The 21,216-nt window shown below is 51.9% G+C and carries 18 protein-coding genes; 12 read left to right on the top strand and 6 right to left on the bottom strand.

What is annotated here, in order from left to right; translation table 11 throughout:
• Positions 1–282: 282 nt before the first annotated feature.
• Entirely contained in the window at positions 283–894 is a 612-nt protein-coding gene (locus ACJJJB_RS12090; RefSeq protein WP_020413395.1) for a glutathione S-transferase family protein, read from the bottom strand.
• 91 nt (positions 895–985) lie between these two features.
• On the opposite strand from ACJJJB_RS12090, the gene ACJJJB_RS12085 reads away from it, so the two are divergent.
• Complete coding sequence (locus ACJJJB_RS12085; protein WP_353376603.1) at positions 986–2,347, top strand: metal-dependent hydrolase family protein; 1,362 nt, start codon at positions 986–988, stop codon at positions 2,345–2,347.
• Between the two features lie 52 nt (positions 2,348–2,399).
• Here ACJJJB_RS12085 and ACJJJB_RS12080 read toward each other — a convergent pair whose 3' ends face one another.
• The 3 genes from ACJJJB_RS12080 to ACJJJB_RS12070 all read right to left on the bottom strand — a co-directional run bounded on the left by ACJJJB_RS12080 (position 2,400) and on the right by ACJJJB_RS12070 (position 5,565).
• Positions 2,400–3,110, bottom strand: a complete 711-nt coding sequence (locus tag ACJJJB_RS12080; RefSeq protein WP_020413393.1) for an SIMPL domain-containing protein — start codon at positions 3,108–3,110, stop codon at positions 2,400–2,402.
• Between the two features lie 403 nt (positions 3,111–3,513).
• A complete protein-coding gene (locus tag ACJJJB_RS12075; RefSeq protein WP_353376604.1) occupies positions 3,514–4,260 on the bottom strand; it encodes an aspartate/glutamate racemase family protein in 747 nt (248 codons plus the stop codon).
• Positions 4,261–4,395: 135 nt separating this feature from the next.
• Positions 4,396–5,565, bottom strand: a complete 1,170-nt coding sequence (locus ACJJJB_RS12070) for a hypothetical protein (RefSeq protein WP_353376605.1) — start codon at positions 5,563–5,565, stop codon at positions 4,396–4,398.
• Positions 5,566–5,640: 75 nt separating this feature from the next.
• Between ACJJJB_RS12070 and ACJJJB_RS12065 the strand changes: the two genes are divergently transcribed.
• The 8 genes from ACJJJB_RS12065 (at position 5,641) to ACJJJB_RS12030 (ending at position 14,889) form a co-directional block, all read left to right on the top strand.
• Positions 5,641–6,081 carry a VOC family protein gene (locus tag ACJJJB_RS12065; RefSeq protein WP_353376606.1) on the top strand — a complete coding sequence of 147 codons (441 nt, stop codon included), beginning with the start codon at positions 5,641–5,643 and terminating at the stop codon, positions 6,079–6,081.
• Between the two features lie 60 nt (positions 6,082–6,141).
• Positions 6,142–7,248 carry a hypothetical protein gene (locus ACJJJB_RS12060; protein WP_353376607.1) on the top strand — a complete coding sequence of 369 codons (1,107 nt, stop codon included), beginning with the start codon at positions 6,142–6,144 and terminating at the stop codon, positions 7,246–7,248.
• Positions 7,245–7,916, top strand: coding sequence for a GntR family transcriptional regulator (locus tag ACJJJB_RS12055; protein WP_445364981.1), 672 nt, complete (start codon positions 7,245–7,247; stop codon positions 7,914–7,916). Before ACJJJB_RS12060 ends, ACJJJB_RS12055 begins: the two co-directional genes overlap by 4 nt.
• A 329-nt stretch (positions 7,917–8,245) precedes the next feature.
• Positions 8,246–9,595 (top strand): aspartate aminotransferase family protein, encoded by a 1,350-nt coding sequence (locus tag ACJJJB_RS12050; RefSeq protein ID WP_353376609.1) that lies wholly within the window; start codon positions 8,246–8,248, stop codon positions 9,593–9,595.
• Positions 9,596–9,719: 124 nt separating this feature from the next.
• Complete coding sequence (locus ACJJJB_RS12045) at positions 9,720–11,105, top strand: glutamine synthetase family protein (protein ID WP_282952927.1); 1,386 nt, start codon at positions 9,720–9,722, stop codon at positions 11,103–11,105.
• A gap of 576 nt (positions 11,106–11,681) precedes the next feature.
• Positions 11,682–13,025 (top strand): glycosyltransferase family 4 protein, encoded by a 1,344-nt coding sequence (locus tag ACJJJB_RS12040; RefSeq protein ID WP_020413384.1) that lies wholly within the window; start codon positions 11,682–11,684, stop codon positions 13,023–13,025.
• Complete coding sequence (locus ACJJJB_RS12035; protein ID WP_020413383.1) at positions 13,025–13,777, top strand: class I SAM-dependent methyltransferase; 753 nt, start codon at positions 13,025–13,027, stop codon at positions 13,775–13,777. Before ACJJJB_RS12040 ends, ACJJJB_RS12035 begins: the two co-directional genes overlap by 1 nt.
• A 5-nt stretch (positions 13,778–13,782) precedes the next feature.
• Complete coding sequence (locus ACJJJB_RS12030) at positions 13,783–14,889, top strand: prenyltransferase/squalene oxidase repeat-containing protein (RefSeq protein ID WP_353376755.1); 1,107 nt, start codon at positions 13,783–13,785, stop codon at positions 14,887–14,889.
• On the opposite strand, the gene ACJJJB_RS12025 is transcribed toward ACJJJB_RS12030, so the two are convergent.
• Positions 14,818–15,435: a class I SAM-dependent methyltransferase gene (locus ACJJJB_RS12025; RefSeq protein ID WP_020413381.1), complete on the bottom strand. Its 618-nt coding sequence runs from the start codon at positions 15,433–15,435 to the stop codon at positions 14,818–14,820. The two genes, ACJJJB_RS12030 and ACJJJB_RS12025, sit on opposite strands and share 72 nt — an antisense overlap.
• Positions 15,436–15,542: 107 nt before the next feature.
• On the opposite strand from ACJJJB_RS12025, the gene ACJJJB_RS12020 reads away from it, so the two are divergent.
• Complete coding sequence (locus tag ACJJJB_RS12020) at positions 15,543–16,265, top strand: acyltransferase (protein WP_020413380.1); 723 nt, start codon at positions 15,543–15,545, stop codon at positions 16,263–16,265.
• 37 nt (positions 16,266–16,302) lie between these two features.
• A complete protein-coding gene (locus ACJJJB_RS12015) occupies positions 16,303–16,809 on the top strand; it encodes a shikimate kinase (protein WP_020413379.1) in 507 nt (168 codons plus the stop codon).
• Between the two features lie 55 nt (positions 16,810–16,864).
• Here ACJJJB_RS12015 and ACJJJB_RS12010 read toward each other — a convergent pair whose 3' ends face one another.
• Positions 16,865–17,335 (bottom strand): Lrp/AsnC family transcriptional regulator, encoded by a 471-nt coding sequence (locus ACJJJB_RS12010; protein ID WP_020413378.1) that lies wholly within the window; start codon positions 17,333–17,335, stop codon positions 16,865–16,867.
• 277 nt (positions 17,336–17,612) lie between these two features.
• Between ACJJJB_RS12010 and ACJJJB_RS12005 the strand changes: the two genes are divergently transcribed.
• On the top strand, positions 17,613–21,170 hold the full coding sequence (locus tag ACJJJB_RS12005) for an indolepyruvate ferredoxin oxidoreductase family protein (RefSeq protein WP_445364980.1): 3,558 nt from the start codon (positions 17,613–17,615) through the stop codon (positions 21,168–21,170).
• Positions 21,171–21,216: the final 46 nt, after the last annotated feature.

Raw genomic sequence — 21,216 nt, 5'->3', positions numbered from 1 at the left:
CAAGTTAATTTTGTCGAAAACTCTATCCATAATCTGTCGACTGAACTTGCGACGTTTCCTCTATATTTGTTGATGGTAACTTATGGAGACCTGAAGGTGGTGAAATCTAGAGAAGCTTAATTGTTAGAGTAACCCTAAATATTAGTCGGATGATGACTTGTTTGTTTGAATGAAATCTATGCTGTTGTAATTTCAGGTTCTTTCTCGATAAATTCGCCCCACGCTATTTATATGGGGCGATAGTCTTTATCTTTATGAAGTGAAATTAGTTGTGTGATTTAGTCATACCTTAAAGCTGGGGCGCTTCTTGAGCTGCTCGCGCCAGCGAATCAGGTGGGGGTGCTTTTCTTCATTCGGGCGCAGATTTTGAACTTTGCCGAAGTCCAGACTACAAACCATACTGATGTCCGCGACTGAAAAATAGTCGCCAACCAGGTATTCACTATCGGAAAAGTGATCGTTTAAAACGCTCATAAACTTCAGGGCGCGTTTACCTGCATCCTCACCAAACTCTGGGTAGACATTCATACGGTCTTTAAAAAATCCGGAAACATGCTGAAAGCACATCCCAACGGCGAACATCAAATTAAAATCAGCGCGACGATTCCACATCTCCACCAGGGCTTTTTCTTTAGCATTTCGCCCGAAAAGGGGAGGGGTTGGGTGTAATTCCTCGAAGTAACGCTGGATAGCCACAGATTCGGCAATGTGGGCGCCATCGTCCAACTCCAAAACCGGTACTTTTTTATTGATATCCTTGCTGCGAAATTCTGGGGTGAGATTTTCCCCCTTGGTAATATCCACAGGAGCAAACTCTACATCAATGCCTTTTTCAGCCAAGTACATACGAACTCGGCGGCAATTGGGTGCACTCGCAAACTCATAGATTTTCATAGGGGCTTCCTCTCGCCTTGGCGATTACGGTAAATTGTACGATTTCCAATAAAAACAGTTCAAATCTAAGAGAGACTTACTGGTGAGGACAATGACCACAAGTGCCAAGAGAAACAGCTTCTTTCGCCGCACCGCCACTGCCGTGGCGGTTTGTGTAGGATTCTTCAGCCTGCCGGTATCTGCAGAGAGTATCGCTATTTATGCGGGGAAAATGTTCGACAGCACTAATGGAAAATTATTGGAAAATCGCACCATTCATGTGGTGGGTGGCCGGATTGAATCGGTACAAAAAGGATTTGCCAAGCGGGATAGGGAGTCCCTGGTAGATCTGCGCGAGTACACCGTATTGCCAGGGCTTATGGATATGCATAGCCATCTTACTTATGAGTTTGGTCCTCGCGCTTACGTGGAGTCCTATACCTGGAATCCGGCAGACTTTGCTCTGCGCAGTGTAGATGCAGCTAATCGCACATTACAAGCGGGTTTTACTACTATACGCAATCTTGGTGATCACGATAATGTAACCGTGAGCCTGCGCCGGGCTATTGAAGCTGGCACGATTGAGGGGCCGAGAATTTATACTGCGGGTAAGTCAATTGCTACCACCGGTGGCCATGCGGACCCCACAAATGGACGCCGTGAAGATCTGGTTGGTAATCCCGGCCCGGTCGATGGTGTTGTCGATGGCCCAATCTCTGCTCGTAAGGCAATACGTCAGCGCTATAAAGATGGTGCAGATCTAATCAAGATTACTGCAACCGGTGGTGTCTTGAGTGTTGCCAAAAGCGGACAGAACCCACAGTTTATGCAGGATGAGCTTGAGGCCATTGTTGCAGCGGCTAAGGACTATGGTTTTACCGTGGCGGTGCATGCCCATGGCAAGGAGGGGATGATACGTGCGATCCGTGCTGGAGTGGATTCAATTGAGCACGGCACCTACATGGATGAAGAAGTAATGGACCTGATGCGGCGCAATAGTACCTGGTTTGTACCGACACTCATGGCGGGGGAGTGGGTGACTGAAAAATCTGCAATCGAAGGGTTCCTGCCAGATATTGTGCGCCCCAAGGCAGCAACTATGGGCCCGTTAATGCAGGATACTTTTTCCAAAGCTTATAAGCGCGGTGTCAAAATTGCTTTTGGCACCGATACAGGGGTCACCAGGCACGGAGAGAATGCTCGGGAGTTTGTACTGATGGTGCAAGGTGGTATGACGCCAGCAGACGCTATCCGTTCGGCCACGTGGAATGCGGCTCAACTTCTGCAGGTACAGGATGAGCTGGGTAGCATCAGCGAGGGTAAAATTGCCGATATTATCGCAGTCGCGGGCAATCCCCTGGAGGATATTTCCGAATTGCAGCGGGTGCAATTTGTAATGAAAGGGGGCAAAGTATTTAAGGAGCCCAGCGAACCTGCGGTTGAGGTATTTATCGAGGGTGTGGGCGAGAGCTGAAGGGAACAGATTTCCGGCCCCATAAAATATTGGTGGAGCCGGAAAGCTTGTCTTAGTCTTCCAGTTCGAATACCAGCTCAAGATTTACGGAAAGGGTCGTCTCACCGGGAGAGATTGGGGTTGAAGCGCTTTCCTTTACCGCCATGTCACTGCGCAGCATCATCGGGCGGGGCATACCGCCATTGCCATTTTCAGAAATACTAACAATTCTTCGAACTTTCATTCCCAGGGCTTTTGCATAGATAGTAGCTCGCTCCTGGGCATCTAAGAGGGCCTTTTCACGGGCTTCCGCTTTGACCGGGCCAGGTTCGCCGATTTCAAAACTTGGGCCGTGAATTTGGTTTGCTCCAGCAGCTGCCAAACCGTCCAGTACCTGGCCCAGTTTATCCAGTTTACGCACTTTAACGCTCACCGTATTCCGCGCTGTATAGCCCACTATTTTCGGGGTTTGATTTTGTTGGTAGCGATAGCGGGGAGAAAGGCTGATACCGCTGGTTTGGATATCTTTCTTGGCGATACCCGCTTTCTTTATCGCCGCCATCAGTGATTCCATTTGTTCAGCGTTATCACTCATGGCCTTTTTGCTGTCTTGGGCTTCTGTTACCACGCCCACGGAAATATTGGCTACATCTGGTATCTGGCTGGCTTCACCGTGAGCCGCAATAGAGACCAGGGTTCCCCGTTCGGAGGGAGCCTGCCCATTTCCGCAAGCGGCGATAAGCAGAGTAAGCACTGTGATTGTCGAGAATTTTACTAACTTCATGATTTTTCCTTATCAATCGCTATGGATTTGGCATCACTCCGATGCATTAGGCGCCAAATACTATCAGTGCCTTTCTGAACCGCAGCTGAGCAAGAAGGTCAGCATAACGGATCATCGGGGAGCTGTAGACAAGCTGCTTGGCAATATTGGCTTGCCACTTGGCCGGGAAAGTGCTGCCAACTTAATCAGAGCTAAATTTCTTCTGATAAGTTTCATCTTTCTTGGTAGATAACAAACCCCAGGAGAAGAAGGTATCGACATCTGTTGGAAACACGTGGCTGCATGTGTTTTTAGGATGCTCAATCGCAGGCTGTACCTGGCAGGCTAAATCCAGCCGCCGTAATTCTATGAGTCAGAGCTGTCGGGAGAGTAGAGATTATTATAAGGAGGGCTTGGAAGAAGCTCAGTCAGTGTGCTCTATTCGCCTGGCGAGGCTATCGGGGAGGCCCAATGTGTCTTTCGCGGGCGGACGGGCGAAACCACCTACGCGGGCAATGCCTGGGTTGAGCCGTACAAGACCCTCTGCTAGCACGACAGCGGCAGGGACTGGATCGACTACAGGAATCGGCAGTCTGCCAGAAACCTTTGTGGCAAGACCGGCGAGTGGCCCTCCAGCGAGGATGGCGACATCTGCCCGGTCAGTATATGCGGCTTCTTCTACGAGCTGAACCAAGCTTTCGCTAAGCTCTTCCTGTACGGTTTCGATCGATTGGAAACGCTCGCTAGGTAGGCGAATGCCGGTGAAGCGATTTTCGAGACCGGCACGCAGCACACCATCGCGAAACCAGTCCGCCAAACTATCGCTAAATGTGATTATCGAGAAGCGCTGGCCAAGCGCACAAGCGGTCAGCATTGCCGCCTCGGCAACACCGATCACGGGAATGTCGAATAACTGACGCGCACCAATAAGACCTGGATCCCCGAATGCAGAGATAATGACTGCGTCTACCTGTGTGTGGTGTTCAGCAATTGTCTCGAGGATATCACTAGCAATAATTTCGGCCTCGACCCGGCTTGAAATATAAGGAAAGCCGATCTTGGCGGTGGTCGCTACGATTTTGGTGCGCGGAGATGCAACCCTTTGTGCGGCGCCCGCCATTAGTGACGTCATAGATTCTGTGGTATTTGGGTTGAGGAGAAGCAGCTTCATGATCAGGTCCAGACTCTCTTATTTCTAGATTATATCGCCCGCTAAAGTATGGATTAGAGTATGGATCAATAGAGGCTGAGCGGGCCGCTGGCTAGCTTGGTATGTTAGTCAGCAGAACGGTGCCCGCGAATTTATTTAGGGAGAGCCAAAAACCTGCTGATAAGTTTCATTGTCGTCATGGTAGATAGCAAAGCCCAGGCGCAGCAGATGTTGGCGCCTGTCGCAAAGGACTGCTCGGGCTTTCAGCTCTTTTTGTAGCTTTTCTGAGTTTTCTGTTGTGCTGCAATCGAACGTGAAAAAGTGGCCATGGCCCTCCTTCAGGTCGTGGTGAATCAGGCGCTCCCGGTTGAGTAGCGGGTGGCTGTTTTTGTCCATTGTGTTCAGGAAGCGGCTTTGGGCATTGAGGACATAGCGGTGGATTTTATCTACGGTGATACCTTCGCGTCGGAATAGATCGAAAATGGCAAGACCCTTGTACAGGCAGGAATAGTCCATAGTGGCGCCGGCAAAACGCAGCCAGTTATCCCCGTAATTGACACTTCCAGGGCGATTTTCAAGTTCTGCCATTTCGGCAAACCAGCCAGTGTTGAGCGGGCGCAAGCGACACTGGGATGGAATACTCATAAAGCACAGACCTTCACCGGCACCTAGGTATTTATAGGAGCCTGCAGTAAAGAAGGCCTTATCTGCGACCTTGCTCAGGTCAATGGGGCGAGCAAAAAAACCATGGTAGCCATCAATAACAAACTCGGTTTCCTCGGGTTTTTGCTCAGTAATACGTAGCAGCTCGGGGAATACCACGCCAGAATCAAAAAATACCAGGCTGGCATAAGCCAGCTGGTAGTTCCGGGTATGCAGCTCTCTCTCAAAGCGCTCGGCTAGTGTCGCATAGGGGGTCTTTGGAATACGCGTTACTTCCACATGGGGCAATTCTTCGAGTCGCTGTAATTGGCGTGCAAAGCTGTAGAATTCGCTATCGGTGGTGAGTATGCGCAGTGGCTTGGCGGGATCCAGGGCGCTGATCAAGCGGTAAACCAATTCGTGGGTGTTTGGGGCAATAGCGATTTGCCCGGCATCTGGAATTTGTAGTGTGCGCGCGACAGCATTTTGCCAGGCGGGTATTTTCTCGTGAAAAATGGGTCCCCATTTATCGTCGGCAAGCAGTGCCGCATCGTGCCAATATTGTTGCACCGCCTCCAGAGTGATATCCGGCCAATAATGATGGGAGTGGCAGGCCATATGCAACATGGCAGAGGGGCTGCCGCTAGGGGCTTGTGAAAAGGCTCGATAGAATTTCTTATACATTTGCTTTTCGCCACGCGAGGCTGAATTATTTATTATTCCGCGATTTTAGATCCTGATAGCAGGAAGGAGTAGAGGGTGAGGTATCTGCATACAATGGTCCGCGTGGCCGACTTGGAAGAATCTTTAAAATTTTACTGTGAAAAGTTAGGGCTACAGCTTGTAACGCGTAACGATTACGACAAAGGTCGCTTTACTTTGGTGTATCTGGCTGCACCGGAAGATGTAGATGCCGCAAGGGAAAATAAGGCCCCTATGCTGGAGCTTACCTACAACTGGGATCCGGAATCCTATGGTGGCGGGCGCAATTTTGGCCATTTGGCTTACGGAGTTAATGATATCTATGCCGTTTGCCAGCGGATGATGGATGCGGGCGTGACTATCAACCGGCCTCCCCGTGATGGACATATGGCATTTTTTCGCTCTCCAGATGGTATCTCGATAGAGCTACTACAAAATGGACAGCCGTTGGCGCCTCAGGAACCCTGGCAATCAATGGAGAATACCGGAGAGTGGTGATCCCCTCAGGATTCAAACCCGGTACACTTCCGCCTGAATGGATACCTTAAGAGACGCTTTGTGAAGAATACCAGTTGCATATTATTGGCCGGCGCAAATGCGGCGCACCAGATTCGTGAGGAGGGCTTACGCCAGGAACAGTTTTCCACCCTGGTGGGGGCCTCAGGAGGCCCCAAGTGGCTGGTCATCAGCCAGTTGGACCGGGTACTGATGGGGGAATTTTTTAAGGGGCGTCGTGATCCTATCGCGACACTGGGGTCTTCAATCGGTAGCTTTCGCAATATGTGTTACGCCATGGCGGAGCCATTGGAGGCCCTGGAGTGCTTGGAATATGGTTATATCCATCAGAGTTATGCCTCAGACAAACCGACACCGGCGGAGATCACTGCTGCCGGGGAGCAAATCCTGCTCAATGTTTTAGGTGAAAATGGTGCAGGCGAAGTAGCAGGCAACCCGCTGTGGCACAGCCATTTTGTCACTGTGCGTGGCCGCGGTCCCCTGGCTAGTGAAAAGCGCGCCTTCCTGGCCCCGGCGTTGTTTGCATCGGCCATGGCCAACGCGCTCTCCAGGCACAGCCTGAGCGCTTTTTGGGAACGGGTGGTTTTTCACTCTGGCCGTGATGCCGCAGTACGGTTTGGCAACCTGAGTACGGTGGATACGGCGCTATCCGCGGACAATGTTTGTGCAGCGGTCCTGGCGAGTGGTTCTATTCCATTGGTGATGGCGGGAGTTCGCAACCCCGCTGGTGCTCCACAGGGAAATTATCGTGATGGTGGTATCACCGACTACCATTTTGATTTACGTTTCAGTCACCCCCAGGGTTTGGTGCTCTACCCGCACTTTTTCCCGTTTATGGTGCCGGGCTGGTTTGATAAAGGGCTTTCCTGGCGTCGTGTGCGAGGTGATGCTATGTCATCGACACTGTTGGTGGCACCTTCTCCTGCATTCGTGGCGAAGCTGCCCTATGGCAAAATCCCTGATCGTAATGATTTTTATAAGATGGGCCGCGAGGAACGGATTCGCTATTGGAAGAAGGTTGTGGAACTGAGCAAATGGGTTGCCGATGATTTCCATGAAGTCTGGCAGAGTGGCCGTGCAGCGGACCACCTCATAGAGGTTGGCTTCGATGATATTCCGCACAAGTTACATCAGGTCAGGGCCGCATGAACATGGCGCAGGAGTTTAATCATCCGCAGGAAGAGTTTCGCACCACTCAGGAGAGAGTCTATTTCCAGGTGCGAGATGCTATCTTACGTGGCAAATTTTTGCCGGGGCATGCGATTACCATTCGCGGCTTGGCTGCGGAGCTGGATTGCAGCCCTATGCCGGTGCGTGAAGCCTTGCGGCGCCTGACTTCTGAGCGGGCCTTGGAGTTATCCGATACCCGTCGTGTCACGGTGCCGACAATGACTCCTGAGAAGCTCGATGAGATCTGTGCGGCGCGTGTTGCGCTTGAGTGCCAGGCTGCGGAGCAGGCCCTGCCGTTTGTACAGGAGGAAGAACTGCAGCAGCTACGAGCCCTGGATGCGCGGGTGACGGCTGCCCTCGAACAAAAGGATATTGAGCAGTATGTCACTGCTAATCTCGATTTTCACTTTACTCTCTATCGCATGGGGCGGCCGCATATCATTCTCTCGTTGATCGAGAGCTTATGGCTGCAGACAGCGCCTCTTCAGCATCTTGTATTTCAGCGCTTTGGTGTTCAGGAGCTGCCGGATCGCCACGAGGATTTGTTGGATGCCATTGCAGACAGAAGTGTAGAGAGGATTCGCCGCGCCATTCGCCAGGATATAGAAGAGGGGCTCGGCTCAATCTCCGCTGAGGAGTTGCTCTAGCAAGCCGCCGTGACTGTTAACCCGCTGTACATCAAACCGCGCGTGGCAGGAGACGTCGCCCAAACAAAATGACCATCTGGTTTTAGCTTTCCCTCAGTTTGCCCACTTGGCCTCATTCGACCTTAAGGTTGCTGTGAGGCATAGATAGATCTTGCGCTTCTGTGAGTCTCGCTACTAAAATGTGATCACAAATTTGGTAGTAATAATTCGCCTTGTGATACCCATTGAGCAGGGCGGGTGACAGATTGCGGGAAAACCTCCGCCCGACAAGCAGAGGCTGATTGTCCGGAGCGGCGGGAAAGCCCCAGAGCAAAAGCCAGGAGCGAAATATGAACAAGAGTGAGCTGCAACAACACGACCGCGAGCACCTGCTGCACCCCTTTACGGACTTCAACGATCTGGGCCAGCAGGGTACCCGAGTGATTACCAGCGCTGAAGGTGCCTACATCACTGATATCGATGGCAATCGTATGTTGGACGGTATGTCTGGATTGTGGTGTTGTAACCTGGGTTACAGCCGTAAAGAAATTAGCGATGCCATCTATGAGCAGTTGAATACCCTGCCGTTCTATAACAGCTTCTTCCAGTGCACCACTGTGCCTTCTATTGAGCTGGCTGATGCTCTGGCGGAGGTGACCCCGGCCAATATGAGCAACGTTTTCTTTACCGGCTCCGGCTCCGAAGCAAACGATACGAACTTGCGTCTGATTCGCCGTTTCTGGGATCTTCAGGATAAACCTGAGAAGCGTATCGTGATCTCCCGTAAGAATGGCTATCACGGCTCTACCATTGCCGGTGCTAGCCTCGGTGGTATGAGTGGTATGCATAAGCAGTTTCAGCCGCTGGACTACATTGAGCATGTGCAACAGCCTTACTGGTTTGCCGAGGGTGGCGATATGTCCCCGGAAGAGTTCGGCATTCATGCTGCGCGCAGCCTTGATGAAAAGATCCAGGAACTCGGACCTGAGACAGTTGCCGCTTTCATTGCAGAGCCTATACAGGGTGCTGGTGGTGTAGTAATCCCACCGGAAACCTACTGGCCAGAAGTGAAGAAGGTGCTGGATCAGTACGATATCTTGCTGGTGATGGACGAAGTGATTTTTGGCTTTGGTCGCACCGGTGAGTGGTTTGGCGCAGATTTTTACGGCCTCAAGCCCGATCTGATGACTTTTGCCAAAGCAGTAACCAATGGTTACTTCCCGCTGGGCGGCACCATGGTGGGTGATCGTGTTGCTGACGTGATTAAAAGTAAGGGTGGTGAATTTACTCACGGTTACACCTACTCAGCGCACCCGGCAGCTTGTATGGCAGGATTGGCGACAATTAACATCCTGCGCAATGAAAAAATTATTGAGAATGTGCGCGATGTGACAGGCCCTTACCTGGCCAAGCGCTGGGCTGAGCTGGCAGAGCATCCGATTGTCGGTGAAGCCCGAAGTCTGGGTATGGTTGGAGCACTGGAGCTTGTAAAAGATAAATCGAGCCGTGCCCGCTTCGATGACGACTGTACCGCAGGTGCAGTGTGTCGTGATCTCAGTATCAAGCACGGTTTGGTAATGCGTGCTGTGGGCGATGCAATGGTTATCGCGCCGCCGCTGATTATTACCACTGAGCAGGTCGATGAGTTGGTGGAGAAGGCGCATCGCGCCCTGGACGATACCGCAAAAGCACTGGCGTAAACTCGCGGTATCGCATCTATTTATGAGAGCGGCCCTAGGTCGCCCCTCATCGTCTGTCGGTGGCGGATGTGAGTGGTGGCTCAAGGCCGCTTTTGCGGTTTGACTGGATTACCTCAGGCAACTTATGTCTCAAGAAAAAGAATTCACTGCCCAGCCAGAGCTGCTGGAGCAGTCGCGTAAATTCCTGGCAGAGCACCCGGACCTAAAGTGGATTGAAGGCTTTATGTTCGATATTAACGGTGTGCCCCGTGGCAAATGGCTGCCTGCCGAGGCGGCAGAAAAACTGCTTAAAGGCAGTCTGCAGATGCCGCGCAGCGCTGTCAGCCTGGACATCTGGGGGCGGGATATCGAAGACAGTCCCCTGGTCTTCGCCAGTGGAGACAGCGACGGTGTCTGCTTGCCGGTTTCGCCGATCAGCCTGGCGCCATGGCACAGAGAAGAGACGGCCCAATTGCATATGCAACTGCATGAGGCGGATGGAAGCGCACTGTACGCAGATCCACGCGCCCAGTTGCAGCGAGTGGTGGATCGATTAAAAAAACTTGGTTACACCGCAGTTTGTGCCACCGAGCTGGAGTTTTACCTGTTACGTGATGAGGTGGATCACCTGGCACGACCGCGCCCGGTTAGTGATAACGACGCTGAGTTGGTGCCTTCCACAGACGTATACGATTTGTCTGAGCTGAATGCACAGCGCCACTTCTTTGCTGATGTTCGTGCTGCTTGTGAAGAGCAGGGGATCCCGGCTGATTCTGTACTGTCCGAGTGCGCGCCAGGTCAGTTTGAAATTAACTTGTTGCACAGTGCTGATCCGGTGAAGGTTGCCGATCAGACCCTACTGTTCAAGCGACTGTTGAAAGGTGTGGCCCGCAGCCATGGTTTCCGGGTGAGCACTATGGCCAAGCCGTTTGGGGATCAGGCCGGTAACGGTATGCATGTGCATATGAGCTTGATCGACAGTTCGGGAAAAAATGTTTTTGACGACGGCAGTGAGATGGGGTCAGATCTGCTGCGCCAAGCGGCGGCTGGTATGTTGGCAACCGCAAACGATGCGATGGCATTTTTCGCGCCGCATAGCAATTCTTATCGTCGCTTCCAGGAGGGCTCACATGCGCCGCTAAATCTTTGCTGGGGCTATGATAACCGCACGACGACCTTGCGGATTCCGGCAAGTAACCCCGAAGCTCGGCGTATTGAGCACCGCATTGCCGGAGCAGACGTAAACCCCTATCTGGTTCTGGCGGGAATTCTTGTTGGCGTCTGTCATGGCCTGGAAAACCAGCTGCAACCGCCAGCTCCAGTGGAAGGCGACGCCTATCAAGTTGAAAGTGAGCAATTGGTTAATACCTGGAGTGGCGCACTCAAGCGTTTTGAGCAGAGCCAGCTATGGCGTGAGTACCTTGATCCACGCTTTATTGAATTATTCCTGTTACTTAAGCGTCAGGAACAGGTGGAAATTGGTTCACGGGTTACAGATGTGGAGTACCAGAGCTATTTGCACCGCGTTTAGCGATGACTTAAGAGGTGATACAGCACCGATTGTATGAATACTGAACGGCTTTTACGACAGGGCAGATGGAGAGCTGTAATACTCTGCTATACCTAAATTTAAGTGCGTAACGCGCTTGAAACTCTCCTCCTGAAAGTGTGTTCGAGAAACCTGGCCCGCCTCTGGCGGGCATTTTTTTATCCTCGCAAAACGTTTCTTCAGTTATCCATTACACCATCGCAGATGCTTAGGATTTCCTTCGGTTCTTTTTCCCAATGATCAGTGAGTGACTGTCAATACATAGATTGGGTCGATATGGAATAGGCTCTCCTGAATCCAGTCGTGTTTGTTTTCACTCTTTGGGGGGAAAGCATTGCTGTATGTGGCTTTCAGTTTGGCTCGTCAATCTACATGGCAGTCGGGTTGGCCAATAGTGTGGACAGCTTCTGCCTAGCAGTCATTTCCACGCCAGTGTATTCTTCCGCTTTACTAGCGTAAGGCCCCCGATTTATCAGTCGACGTAACATAGCTCCACGACGCGGTGTTACCGGATTGGTGAAAGATAGGTGGGCCTCAGAACAAGCAGATGGGGAATCTATGACCGCCTTGGGAAATTGTGCAGACGGTCCAATGGCTGGCAAGACGCGGCCGCTAAAAATATGTTTATTAGGTTATCGCAGCAATCCACATAGCGGTGGTCAGGGAATCTACCTTCGCTACCTGAGTAAGGCATTGGTTGATGCTGGCCACTCTGTGGATGTTATCTCAGGCCAACCCTATCCAGAGTTGGATGAGCGGGTAAATTTGATAAAGATGCCGGGACTGAACCTGTATGAGGTTGAGAACCCGGTGCGAGCTCTTAAGGCTAAACACCTGCTTTCCTGGGCGGACTTTTTTGAGTGGTGGAGCAAACTCACCGGCGGTTTTGCCGAGCCTTACACCTTTGGTCGCCGCGTGGCCAAATACTTGCGTAAACACGGCCGTGACTATGACATAGTGCACGATAACCAGTCTCTTTGTTATGGATTGTTGGATATTGAAAAAAGTGGGCTGCCTGTCGTAGCTACTATCCATCACCCCATTACCCGTGATCGCCAATTGGCGTTGGATGCGGCGCCGGATTGGCGTTTTCGCCTGCTGGTGCGTCGCTGGCATAACTTCCTGAAAATGCAGATCAAGGTTTCACGTAAGCTGCGCCATATTGTGACAGTATCACGCCAGTCAGAGCGGGATATCATCGAGCAGTTTGGTGTGAAGCCAGAACAGATAAACCTGATCTATAACGGCATCGACACAGAAATATTCAGCCCCAGCGAAAGTGTTGAGCGCCTGCCACTTAGAATTATGACAACTGCCTCAGCAGATCAGCCACTCAAAGGACTGGGGGTGTTATTGCTGGCACTTGCCAGCTTGCGCCAGAGGTTTAACGGTCTCGAGTTGTTGGTGGTGGGGAAGCTACGGGAGGGGGGGGCAACGGAGGAGCTGCTTCATCGGCTCGATTTGCAGAATGCAGTGCAGTTTGTCTCTGGCATTTCCAATGCTGAATTAGTGGGGTATTACCGCAGTGCCACAGTGGTAGCCTGCCCATCTTTATATGAAGGATTTGGACTGCCTGCTGGTGAAGCCATGGCCTGTGGGGCACCGGTAGTTTCCAGCGACGGTGGCGCGCTACCAGAGGTGGTAGGGGATGCTGGCATAGTGGTGCCGGCTGGTAACAGCCAGGCATTGGGTGAAGCCCTTGGTCGGGTTTTGTCGGATATATCTCTTCAAGCTGAGCTGAGTGCTAAGGGTAGGGCACGAATAGAGGATAAGTTCTCATGGGGGCTGGCAGCTGCGAGCCTCGTGGCTTATTACCGTGAAATACTGGGTGAATCTGCAGTGCAGCGTCGACATGAAGATGAGATAGTTGGCGCAGATGTCAGCGGTGCGGAGGCGGCTTGATGATTACTGTAGATCCGAAGCACCTGAGTCTTCGCCCAGGACAAAAAGTTCTGGATCTCGGGTGTGGCGAAGGTCGCCACTCCATTCACCTGATGATTACTGATGAAGTGGATATCTTCGGCATAGATTTATGCCTTGATGATGTGCGTACAGCCAGTAAGCGGGCTGAGCCTTTTAAAAGCCCGGAGCATGCCAAAGGGCGCCTGTTACTTGGGGTTGCCAATGGCCTGCGGCTACCTTTTGCCGATGCCACTTTCGATGTGGTGATTTGTTCAGAGGTATTGGAGCATATTGAGGATTACAAAGCGGTCCTAGCAGAAATCGATCGGGTTTTGAAACCCTCCGGTATTTTTGCTGCCACGGTACCATCTTACTTCCCCGAGTGGGTCTGCTGGAAACTGAGCGATGAATACCATGAGGTGGAGGGGGGCCATATTCGTATATTCCGTGAGAAAGAGCTGAGGGGAAGTATTGAGTCCTTGGGGCATCGCTATTTTGCGCGCCATAAGGCTCATGCTTTGCACTCCCCGTATTGGTGGCTGAAGTGTCTGTTCTGGAATCAGCCGGACTCCCGCTTAGTTGCAGCCTATCATCGCTTGTTGGTTTGGGACTTGATGAAGCAGCCAATGCTTACTCGTGCCGCGGAAAAGATACTGAATCCGCTGTTAGGTAAAAGTATCGCGCTTTATTTTGTCAAAGCTGAGCAGGAAGCGCCGGAGACTTTGCGCTTGGTGGGGGAGGCGAGTTCGTGAGTGAGATGGTTATTCCTCCGGTAAAAAACACAAACCTCTTTCCCGATGGGTTTGTCCGTGACAGTGCTGCCTATATTCTCTCCCAGCAACTGCCCGATGGCTCTATTCCCTGGTTTAAGGGACATTATGCCGATCCCTGGGATCACGTTGAGGCGGCCATGGGCTTGGCAATCGCAGGTGAATTTGCCGCCGCAGAAAAAGCTTATCGCTGGTTGGCAGATATTCAGTTGGCCGATGGCAGCTGGTGGGCGGCATACAAAAACGGTGCTGTTGATAATCGTGAGCGCCGTGAGACAAATTTTGTTGCCTATGTGGCCACCGGCATTTGGCACTTTTATCTGATTAGCGGAGACAAAGGCTTTTTGCGCCGCTACTGGCAGATGGTTGAGCGTGCAATTGATTTTGTTTTGGCACTGCAGACGGAGCACGGGGAAGTTCACTGGGCGGTGGATGCAGAGGGAGAGCCAAAGAAAGATGCCCTGATAACTGGCTGTTCTTCGGTTTTTAAGAGCCTCGAATGTGCCATCAACATTGCCAGAGAGCTGCGTGTTGACCGCCCCAGTTGGGAGCAGGGGCGCCAGGCTTTGGGGTACGCTTTGCGGCACAAGCCGGAACGTTTCGATCGAACCTGGGAAAGTAAGGCACGCTTTTCCATGGATTGGTTTTATCCTGTGTTAACAGGGGCCTTTTCTGGAGAAGCTGCTCGCACTCGCCTGCATCAGCGTTGGGATGAGTTTGTCGTGGCGGGACTGGGTTGTCGCTGTGTTAATGATGAGCCCTGGGTAACTGTGGCGGAATCTTGCGAGCTGACAATGGCACTATTGGCTGCAGGGCAGCGTTCCCGTGCTGAGATTATATTTCGGGGGCTTCACCGCTGGCAGGACAGTGATGGCGGTTACTGGACTGGTTATGTCTATCGGGATGAGGCAGTTTGGCCGGAAGAGAAAACTACTTGGACTGTGGGTGCTATGTTGTTGGCGGCGGATGCACTCGCCGACCTGACGCCGGCGAGTAGTTTGTTTACATCGGTACAACTGTCTTCAAATACGTCTCAGGATACCCAGGGTGTCTACAGTTTCGACGAGCTCGAACTGAGCGGAAGCCAGGGCTAGCTTGTAAATATCGTAAGGGGCCTGGCCGCCGTCGGCCGGGTCCGGGAATATATCGTGGATGGCGAGGTAGCCACCGGGAACAATATGGCGGGACCAGCTGCGGTAGTCGGTCATCGCAGCTTCCAAAGAGTGGCCTCCGTCAATAAACACCAAGCCGAGAGGTGTATTCCAGTGGCGTGCAGCGATAGCAGAGGGTGCCACGACAGGAACTACCCAGTCCTCGAGCTCAGCTGCACGGATATTTGCGCGAAAATTGCGAAAGCTGTCCATTAATTGGGCTCTTTCGTCAAAAAGGTCCGGGTCGTGGTACTCCTCGCCGGGTTGATGCTCCTCCGAGCCGCGGTGGTGGTCCACAGCGAAGACCACATTGTCTGTGAGTTTGCAGGCGGTAGCTAGGTACACTGTCGATTTTCCGCAGTAGCTGCCGACCTCCAGGCAGGGCCCCAGGCCGCTGGCCTCCGCGGCCAGATGGTAAAGTGCTTCACCTTCATGGGCAGCAAGAAATCCTTTGATAGCTCGAATATCGATAGATAATTTAATGGACATGGGTAACCGCTTGCTATTTTTTGTGGACCAAACACTAAACCGCTGCTTATACAAAAGCAATTGCGATTTGTTTTATATGTAGTGCTAAATCAAACAGAATTTAATGTATGCGCAAGGACCATAGGCCCTATTGGATGAAGCGTTTACAGTTGCGTTGGCGCAACTGGCGCACTGAGTACTTTCTGCTGCCACAATTTGATGCCATGGGGGTCGAGCCTGAAGTGATGGATCCCTCTTCGGTCTATGTTTTTGGCAGTAATGTCCGTATTGGTAATTATCCCCATTTAATTTCCAATGCAGAAAAATGTATTCGCTTTACGACATTTGGCCATAAGGGTGGCGAGGCATTTATCACCATCGGTGATTATGTGCTGATTTCCCCGGGTGTGCGTATTTCCGCTGCACAGTCCATAGAAATTGGCAACGCCTGTATGATTGCCGCGAATGTATATATTTCGGATTCGGATTGGCATGGACTCTATAATCGCACCAGGCCTTTTCGCTGCACTGCACCAGTCCGCTTGGGAAATAATGTCTGGATTGGTGATAGTGCGACGATTTGTAAGGGGGTGAGTATTGGGGATAATTCGGTGGTTGGAGCAGGCAGTGTGGTTACCAAGGATGTTCCGGCAAATACTGTAGTTGCTGGTAATCCTGCAAAGCCTGTAAAAAGTATTAATCCCAAACGCCGAATGATTACTCGTGAGGCATTATTTGCCGATGCTTTTCGCCAGGCCCATAATCTGGATGAGCTTGACAAGATGATGCTCAAGGGCAACGGCGTCTTAGGTTGGTTGCGTTCGGTAGTTTTCCCTCGCCGTGGGGATTAAAAAGGTATGCACGATTTATTCTCGAACATTTGAACTGATGAAAAAAAGAAAAAGTATTGTTCTGATTGGTATGCCTGGTGCAGGCAAGAGCACCCTGGGTGTGTTGCTGGCAAAGGAGTTGGCTCTTGATTTTGTCGATACCGATGTACTGATCCAAGCCAGGGAGGGGAAAACCCTGCAGGAGATCATGGCAGAAAGCGACTATTTGAATTTGAGGGCTATTGAGGGAGAAGTGATTGCGGCTTCCCATCTGCCCAGCCATGTCATTGCTACGGGTGGCAGCGCTGTCTATAGCGACGAAGGTATGGCCAATTTAAAAGAGCTCGGCACAATCGTGTTCTTGGAGTGCTCTGCTGAAGAGTTGCGCCGCCGTATTCACAATTATGAAAGTCGCGGGATTGCTAAGGCTCCGGGGCAGACTTTTGAAGCTCTGTTTACTGAACGCCAAGCTCTGTACCGGGAATATGCGGACATTACGGTAGACTGCGACGGTCTGACCATGCAGCAGGCTTTGGATCGGTTGTTAAGTCAACTGCCACGATAACCCTAGAGCGGCAGTAGAGCCCCTTGATTGTTGGGGCTCTGACTTATATCTTTCCTCAGAGGGGAAGCTGGGTGGTGTACTTCACTTGCTTTAAGGCAAAAGTAGAGTTCACCGAGGCCACGTTGGGCAGGTGCACCAGAGAGCGCTTTAGAAGTTGCTCATAATGCTCCACGCTGTCCACGACAACACGTAGAACATAGTCTTTGTCACCACTGGTTGAATAACACTCTACAACTTCCTGGACATCCTGGACCGCAGACTCAAAATTGTTCAGGGATTCTTCGTCATGGTTGTGGATAGTGACATAGCAGTATACTGTCACTCCCAGGTCTAACTTGCGGGGGTCCAGCAGGGTTACCCGGCCACGGATAATCCCTTCCGCCTCCAGCCTTTTGATCCGGCGCCAGCAGGGAGTGTGGGAGAGGCCGACTTTGTCTCCTAGCTCCGCCATGGAATAATCGGCGTTCTCCTGCAGCGCTCGCAGAATCTTACGGTCAAAATCATCCAGGTCTGTCGAACGCTTCATAAAGACTCCTATCCTATAAAAATTTGATCGATCGAGATTTTCATCACAAATTTACGCACATTTACGTAAATAAAGCAATGCTCTGTTGCGCTTAACGAACTAGTATGACCTGACCAATCCGTCTCAGGGCGGATGCTTTTTGTGATTGCCCGCCAAAGGATTCTGTGGGCCCATCACGAACCCGGCATCCGACTGCTGATACGAGGCGATTCGGAAGAATAATGACTTAAAATTCGAACCGAGTTTCGAGAAGAATAAACGACCGGAAGTTAGGTGTATGACTGATAACGTAACCAGTCCCCAGCGCGCGGCGGACAACCAGGTAAAGAAGCAAGTATCCCTGGACGATCGCTATACCACCCTTAAAGGCCGTGTGCTTCTCTCTGGCATCCAGGCGTTGGTGCGCCTGCCGATCGACCAGATGCGTATGGATCAATCCCGCGGTCTCAATACCGCGACTTTTATCTCTGGTTACCGCGGATCACCGCTGGGTGGCTATGATTTGCAGCTTTCTCGCGCCAAAAAACTACTGGGGCAGCACAATATTCGTTTCCAGCCGGGCGTCAATGAAGAGCTGGCTGCGACTGCGGTATGGGGTTCCCAGCAAGTGGGTCTGTTTGAAGGCGCTGAGGTAGATGGCGTCTGTGGCATTTGGTATGGAAAGACACCGGGTGTGGACCGCTCCTGTGATGCTTTCCGCCATGCGAATGCTGCAGGGTCCTCTCCAAAGGGTGGAGCCCTGATTGTGGCCGGCGACGACCACGGCTGTAAGTCATCTTCATACCCGGGCCAATCTGAATTTGCTTTTGTAGATATGCATATTCCAGTGCTCAACCCCGCCACTGTGCAGGAGGTACTGGATTATGGTCATTATGGCTTGGAGTTGTCCCGCTTCAGTGGCTGCTGGGTAGCGATGATCACTCTGGCGGAAAATATGGACAGTTCTGCCACGGTAGAAGTGGGCTCGCAGCGTGTGCAGTTCACCTATCCGGAAATCGAGCGCCCCAAGGGGGGCTTAAATATTCGCAAACAGGATAACCCCCTGGAGCAGGAGGAGCGCCTGTGGCGTTATAAGCGTCCGGCAGCGTTGGCTTTTGCCCGTGCCAATAATCTGAACAAAGTTGTGCTGGAAAATCCCGAGGCCAGTCTCGGCATCGTCACTACCGGCAAGGCCCATCTTGACCTGATGCAGGCTTTTGAGGATATGGGGATTGATGAAGGCCAGGCTAAGCAGCTTGGAATTCGGATTCTCAAGGTGGGTATGACTTACCCGCTGGATGTACCTGGCATTCAGGAATTTGCTCGAGGCCTGGATACCCTGCTAGTGCTGGAGGAGAAGCGCAGCTTGATGGAAGTGCAGCTTAAAGAGGAGCTGTATAACGTCCACGTTAAAGACCCTAATTTCCCGCGTATTCTCGGTAAGGTGGATGAGCATGACCAGCCACTGATGCCCGCTTACGGTGAGCTTTCACCGGCGATTGTTGCCCAGGTTTTGGGCTTTGTGTTGGGTGACGACAAGTTGGGTGAGCGTGGTCGCCATCGCCTGATGCGCCTCAATGCCCTTTCCCAGCGGATTTCCCAGCAGGCGGGCTCCAGTGTTTCACGCTTGCCCATGTTCTGCGCCGGTTGCCCCCATAACCGCTCAACAAAAGTGCCTGAAGGTAGCCGTGCTCTCGCGGGAATTGGCTGTCACTATATGGCCCAGTGGCTCGATAGGGAGACTTTTACCTTTACTCAGATGGGCGCCGAGGGCGTCAACTGGGTAGGCCAGGCGCCTTTTACCAGTGAAAAGCACGTATTCGTGAACTTGGGTGATGGCACTTATTTTCACTCAGGAATCTTGGCCATTCGGGCGTCTGTCGCAGCCAAGGTGAATATCACCTACAAAATTCTGTTTAACGACGCTGTCGCTATGACAGGTGGCCAGCCCCATGACGGAGAGCTGGCACCGGATATGATCTGTCGCCAGGTATTGGCTGAGGGGGTGCAGAAAGTTGTACTGGTGATGGATAACCCGGATAAATATAAGGGTGCTCTATCTTTCCCTGCCGAGGTGGAGATCCGCCATCGCGATTATATGCCGGCGGTTATGGAAGAGCTTCGCGAAGTTGAAGGTTGTACAGTAATTATCTACGACCAAACCTGCGCTACTGAGCTGCGCCGCAAGCGCAAACGCGGCCTGTTACCCCAGGCAGAGGGGCGCCCGTTTATCAATGAGCTGGTGTGTGAAGGCTGTGGTGACTGCGTGCAGCAATCCAGCTGTATCGCGGTAGAAAAAGTTGCTACTGCCCTGGGGGATAAGCGCCGGGTAAACCAGACTGGTTGCAATCAGGACCTCTCCTGCATCAATGGTTTTTGCCCATCGTTTGTTACTGTGAAAGGTGGGCGCCTGGCCAAAGGTGCCGGGGTTGGCGATGTGTTACGCACTGAGGCGGATAAATTATCTGCACCGCAACTACCCGCCCTGGGTGAGCCGTTTAACTTCCTGGTAACCGGTGTAGGTGGAACCGGAGTGGTTACTATCGGTGCTTTGCTGGCAATGGCAGCCCACATTGAAGGTAAGGCCTGCAGTACCCTGGATCAGACTGGCCTTGCGCAAAAGGGCGGGGCGGTTTATTCCCATATCCGCTTTGCTGCAAAGCCTGACGCGTTGCAGGCTGTTCGTATTTCTGATGGTCGAGCAGACGCGCTGATGGCTTGTGACCTGATTGCCGCGGGCAACCTCGCAGCCTGTCTGGCTAAGCTGGATGAAACCCATAGTCGGGCAGTGGTAAATACCCATCTGAGTCCAACCGCTGCTACTGTTTTGGGTCGTGAGGATGCACACTCGCCTCAGGCTGTATTAGACACCTTGAGTAATGCTGTTTGTGAGTTGGAGTCTGTAGAGGCGCATAGGCTCACCAAGTTGGCACTGGGGGATACCCTGGCCGCAAATATCTTTATGTTGGGTTTTGCCTGGCAAAAAGGGTTATTGCCGCTTTCTCAGGAGTCGTTGTTGCAGGCTATTGAGCTGAATGGTGTTGCAGTTGAGGGCAACCTGCAGGGCTTTGCCGCTGGTCGTCTTGCTGCTGCTGATTCCAAAACCTTAAACAAGCTACTGGCTCACGACCAAGTCCCTGTTGCTTTACCGCAGGGGTTGGAAGAAGTGGTTGCTCACCGGGTAAAGCATCTCACTGGTTACCAGAATACTGAACTGGCGCAGCGCTACCAAAACCTGGTGGATAAGGTGAAGGCAGCGGAAGTTCTTAAAGTGCCGGGCAATCTCAAGCTTGCAGAGATTGTCGCGCGTAATTACGCCAAACTCTTGGCCTATAAAGATGAATACGAGGTGGCGCGCTTATATACCGATGGCCGTTTTACTCAATCCCTGCAGGAGAATTTCAGCGGCGAAATTGAGTTGGAGTTCAACTTGGCCCCGCCCCTGCTGGCGCGTTTTGACAAGGTATTGGGGCGCCCACGCAAAATGAAGTTTGGCGGATGGATGTTTAAAGCCTTCGGTGTCCTGGCCAAATTAAAATTCCTGCGCGGTACCGTATTGGATGTGTTTGGTTACACTGCCGAGCGCAGAATGGAGCGTGCCTTAATTAGCGAATATGAGGAGTTGGTCGATAAGGTAATGGGTGAGCTGAATGCACAGAACCACGCCGCAGCTATTGATTTACTCAACTATCCAGAGGAAATTCGAGGCTATGGCCACGTGAAAGAGGCCAATCTGGAGAAAGCCAGGCAACAGCGTGATGTGGCTCTCACTCGATTCGAAAACCCGGTGCGCGATATCAAACGGGCCTCTGAAGTGGAGGTATTTGATCCTGCTAATGCCCAGCAGGTTGGTTAATTATTAATTCTCATTGGGCGGTTTGACGGCTTGCCGTTGAGCCTCC

The sequence above is a fragment of the Microbulbifer variabilis genome, from assembly GCF_052468405.1.
Note: the sequence above shows the minus strand (reverse complement) of the source record. Positions and strands in the feature narration are given on the sequence as shown.

Bases quoted from the DNA above. Each gene is read 5' to 3' on its own strand.
- ACJJJB_RS12045 (WP_282952927.1), top strand. From the start codon at position 9,720: ATGTCTCAAGAAAAAGAATTCACTGCCCAGCCAGAGCTGCTGGAGCAG.
- ACJJJB_RS12050 (WP_353376609.1), top strand. From the start codon at position 8,246: ATGAACAAGAGTGAGCTGCAACAACACGACCGCGAGCACCTGCTGCAC.
- ACJJJB_RS12025 (WP_020413381.1), bottom strand. From the start codon at position 15,435: ATGTCCATTAAATTATCTATCGATATTCGAGCTATCAAAGGATTTCTT.
- ACJJJB_RS12005 (WP_445364980.1), top strand. From the start codon at position 17,613: ATGACTGATAACGTAACCAGTCCCCAGCGCGCGGCGGACAACCAGGTA.
- ACJJJB_RS12055 (WP_445364981.1), top strand. From the start codon at position 7,245: ATGAACATGGCGCAGGAGTTTAATCATCCGCAGGAAGAGTTTCGCACC.
- ACJJJB_RS12090 (WP_020413395.1), bottom strand. From the start codon at position 894: ATGAAAATCTATGAGTTTGCGAGTGCACCCAATTGCCGCCGAGTTCGT.
- ACJJJB_RS12035 (WP_020413383.1), top strand. From the start codon at position 13,025: ATGATTACTGTAGATCCGAAGCACCTGAGTCTTCGCCCAGGACAAAAA.
- ACJJJB_RS12080 (WP_020413393.1), bottom strand. From the start codon at position 3,110: ATGAAGTTAGTAAAATTCTCGACAATCACAGTGCTTACTCTGCTTATC.
- ACJJJB_RS12010 (WP_020413378.1), bottom strand. From the start codon at position 17,335: ATGAAGCGTTCGACAGACCTGGATGATTTTGACCGTAAGATTCTGCGA.
- ACJJJB_RS12020 (WP_020413380.1), top strand. From the start codon at position 15,543: ATGCGCAAGGACCATAGGCCCTATTGGATGAAGCGTTTACAGTTGCGT.
- ACJJJB_RS12070 (WP_353376605.1), bottom strand. From the start codon at position 5,565: ATGTATAAGAAATTCTATCGAGCCTTTTCACAAGCCCCTAGCGGCAGC.
- ACJJJB_RS12075 (WP_353376604.1), bottom strand. From the start codon at position 4,260: ATGAAGCTGCTTCTCCTCAACCCAAATACCACAGAATCTATGACGTCA.
- ACJJJB_RS12030 (WP_353376755.1), top strand. From the start codon at position 13,783: ATGGTTATTCCTCCGGTAAAAAACACAAACCTCTTTCCCGATGGGTTT.
- ACJJJB_RS12085 (WP_353376603.1), top strand. From the start codon at position 986: ATGACCACAAGTGCCAAGAGAAACAGCTTCTTTCGCCGCACCGCCACT.
- ACJJJB_RS12040 (WP_020413384.1), top strand. From the start codon at position 11,682: ATGACCGCCTTGGGAAATTGTGCAGACGGTCCAATGGCTGGCAAGACG.
- ACJJJB_RS12015 (WP_020413379.1), top strand. From the start codon at position 16,303: ATGAAAAAAAGAAAAAGTATTGTTCTGATTGGTATGCCTGGTGCAGGC.